Here is a 3,429-nt window from a genome sequence, read left to right as displayed (position 1 = left end):
TAGATTCCTGAACTCACTTTTTTCCCCGCGTCATCGCGGCCATCCCACCTTACGCGATGCTGCCCGGCTGCCATGCGCCGATTGAGCAAACTCTTGACCGGCTGGCCGATCACGTTATAAATCGTCAATGAAACGTGCGCAGGCTGTGCCAACTCATAAACAATCATCGTTTCTTGCAATGGGAGTGAACGCTTAAAGGGGTTAGGATAGTTTCCCAGCAAGTGAAATGATTGTGGCGCAGGCATCAGATCATCGTCCTCAAGCCCCGTCGCGCGTGCGAGATTGTTCAACGACCAAACGTCATTGAAGTCGCTTGCTCCGCGCCCGCCGAACACAACCATGCGATTTTCCTTTTCAACATAAATCGCCGCCGCGCCCTCGCGCGCCGCCGGCCCTTCGCCCGTGGGCAAGAGTTGTTCCCAGTTGCCTTCATTCAAACGAAATGCCCAAACGTCATTCGTTTGACCACCGCCCAAATTGCCGCCGAAGATGATGAGGCGATGCTCCCGGCTTTCATAAATACTTGCCGCGAACCAACGGCCGGCTGGACTGTTGTTGGGCGTCAAATCCACCCAGTGATTTTGATTGAGATCGAATGCCCAAATATCGCCGCGCGGCCCGTTGGTTTGGCCGCCATAAACAATCATGCGATGCTTCAACGCATCGTAGCTCGCGGTGTGCAGGCAGCGCTTTTCTGGATATGTGTCAAGCTGGAGTTTTGCCCATGTCGCAGCATCGATGTCGAAACGCCAGGTGTCATCGAAGCGGCCTTGATCTGTGAAACCCGCAAACGTCACGAGATCGCGAGCTTGTGGATCAAAAATCGCGGCCGTGCCATAACGGATATTGGGCTTGGGATCCGCGGGCGTGAATTGCGACCAGGCGTTGCTGGTGAAATCAAAGGCCCAGACATCGTTGAAGAAACTAGCGCCCTGGCCGGACCAAATGAGCATTCGATGGTTGGCGGCATCATAAATGCCATTGGCGGTAAAACGCGGCGCAGGCGCATCACCGGTAGCGGGCGTCAACTCCTCCCAAGTGTTGGAGGAAAAATCGAACGCCCAAACTTCATTGCGGTCGCCGGCATTCGTGCGGCCGCCGAAGATGATCATACGATGGTCAAGCGAATCATAAATCGCCGCGGCATTGCGGCGCGGGGTTGGCGCCTCTCCGCTCGCCGGTGTCAGTTTGAGCCAGTCTTGCGCGACTGCCGAACTTGAAAATATCGCGAAACAAAAAACGGCGGCGTGAATGCGAGCTCGTCCCATCTTCATCGATCCTCCAAAGTTGAAAGGGTTCGTTCTAATGAACAATCGCGCCCGCCGTTTTCATTCCCGCTTTTGACTTATTCCTGCGAATACACCAGCGGATTCAACTCGCTCGCTGCCAGCTCTCCCGGCTTTTGTCCGGGAAACCAGCTCTCGAGATCGGCTTGCTGATTTGGATTTTGCGGCGCAATGAGTTTAGCGCCGTCGGCGTAATAAATGATCGTCATCACTTCGCGCATGCGATTCGAGGTGTTGCCCGGCGCTTTGTGCAGCGTCCAGCCGTAATGAAAAGTGGCGTCGCCCGCCCTCAGCTCGTTGATCACCAGCGTAAACTGGCGCTCGATCGCCACGCGCCGAAAATATTCTTCCGAGTCATCGGAAATCGCAAGCAATCCCAGCGGGCCGTTGCGCTGCGATTCGTTGGCGAAAATGATGGGCCCCATTTCGGAAGGCGCATCGACGAGCGGCAGCCACATCGTGAGAGTTTTGTCCGTTTCCAGCGGCCAATAGTATTGATCTTGATGCCAGGGCGTGTGCCCGCCGCCCGGCTCTTTAAAGAGCGCCTGGTCATGATAGATGCGGACGCCTTTCACGCCCAACAAATCTGCCGCAATTTTTGCAAAGCGCCGCGCCATCACGAATTTTTTGACAGCCTCATCATGCCGCCACAAGTTCTCGATTTGCACGAAAGCTTTGTGATAGGTATCGCGTTTGTCCAAATCCACATTGAAAACGCCGCCCCAGTACTCTTTGCGCAGCGCTTCAACATTCGCGGCAATGGCAGGACGGAAATCCTCCAGCACAGCAGGCGAAGCCACGCCGCGCAGCAGAACATGCCCGTCGCGGCGAAACGCTGCAATCTGCGCCGGAGTGAGCGGATAGTCACTGTTCAGATCAGGAAGGCTTTTGAGGGAAGATGCCAGGGAAGATGCCATGGTCAAATCTCCAGAGTTCAACGTGAATTGAAAAGCGGTTGTAGTTTTGCCGCCGGCCGGCAAGCATCTTGAAGCGAAAGAATATATCAAATCAAACAACGTCTGCAAACGAACTTTCAATCTTGCATGACAGCGAGTTTCTTATTAGTTTGGCGTGCAAAATTTCAACCTCAGCCAGGTAAAATGACGCAAGCGGAGTGTCGCGTGAAGAAATCAATAAAACGATCACTTGTAAGGATTTTCATTTTTGGCATTTTCTGCCTTCTGAGTTGGGTGGCCTGCAAGCAACAGCCCGCAGAAAAGCCCGCGGCGAAGGCTGATGCTCAAATTCCCGAGGGCCGGCAGCGCATTATGATCAAAGAACACCCGTTGTTTGTCGAAGTCGTTCAAACCGACGAAGAGCGCATGAAGGGCTTGATGTTTCGCGAGCAGTTGCCGGAGGAGCAAGGCATGCTGTTCGTCTTCGAATTCTCCCGCATTCAATCATTTTGGATGAGAAATACTTTTATTCCGTTGGATATTGCTTTCATCGATTCTGAGGGCAAGATCGTTGACATTCAACAAATGGAGCCGATTGATGAAAGCAAGAATTATATCTCGGCGGCGCCTGCGCTTTATGTTTTGGAAACAAACGCCGGTTGGTTTGAGCGGCATGGCGTAAAGGTGGGAGATATGGTAAAATTCTAAGAAGCAGTCACCGGCTGCTGGTTCTTTGCGGATTCACAGCGAAGAACGAGCGAGCCACCAGTATCCAGTTACAAGATCGATTGTCCCAGCAGCGAGGCCAGCAACGCGATGGCAATACTCGACGTATGATTGCGATGATCGAGAATAGGGTTGACTTCGACAATGTCGATCGAGCGCACCATTTTGGAATCGGCGAGCATCTCCATAATGAGATGGGCTTCGCGATACGTCAGTCCGCCGGGCACCGGTGTGCCTACGCCGGGCGCATCCAGCGGATCGAGGCTGTCCATGTCCAGGCTAACGTGCAGGCGAGAGAGATGACTCAAGCGCCGCAAGGCCTCTTTCATCACCGTTGAAATGCCGCGTTCGTCAATCTCGCGCATGGTGTAAATCGTGACGCCGCTTTTCTTCAAGAGAATTTTTTCCTGGGCATCGAGATCTCGCACGCCGATGAGCACGACATCGGAAGGCTTGAGCTTGGCGCCGGGCCGGCCCAGGTTGACCAACTCCGGCGCTCCGAATCCCATGAGCGCGGCGAG

The 3,429-nt window shown here is 54.0% G+C and carries 4 protein-coding genes; 1 reads left to right on the top strand and 3 read right to left on the bottom strand.

The genetic code is table 11. From position 1 onward, the window contains the following. Both FBQ85_28185 and FBQ85_28180 read right to left on the bottom strand, forming a co-directional pair. Positions 1–1,274: hypothetical protein (locus FBQ85_28185; protein MDL1879013.1), on the bottom strand; the 1,274-nt coding region annotated here is incomplete at its 3' end. Positions 1,275–1,345: 71 nt separating this feature from the next. Then, the gene (locus FBQ85_28180) at positions 1,346–2,203 is read right to left on the bottom strand and encodes a phytanoyl-CoA dioxygenase family protein (protein MDL1879012.1); all 858 of its coding nucleotides are present in this window, start codon (positions 2,201–2,203) and stop codon (positions 1,346–1,348) included. Positions 2,204–2,329: 126 nt separating this feature from the next. Here FBQ85_28180 and FBQ85_28175 point away from each other — a divergent pair, with 126 nt between their 5' ends. Further along, the gene (locus FBQ85_28175) at positions 2,330–2,890 is read left to right on the top strand and encodes a DUF192 domain-containing protein (protein ID MDL1879011.1); all 561 of its coding nucleotides are present in this window, start codon (positions 2,330–2,332) and stop codon (positions 2,888–2,890) included. Between the two features lie 68 nt (positions 2,891–2,958). On the opposite strand, the gene FBQ85_28170 is transcribed toward FBQ85_28175, so the two are convergent. Beyond that, positions 2,959–3,429, bottom strand: a 471-nt coding sequence (locus tag FBQ85_28170) for an arginase (GenBank protein ID MDL1879010.1), incomplete at its 5' end; no start/stop codon positions are given.

The organism is Cytophagia bacterium CHB2 (assembly GCA_030263535.1).
Lineage (GTDB): Bacteria > Zhuqueibacterota > Zhuqueibacteria > Zhuqueibacterales > Zhuqueibacteraceae > Coneutiohabitans.
This window is presented reverse-complemented; position numbering and strand designations above follow the sequence as displayed.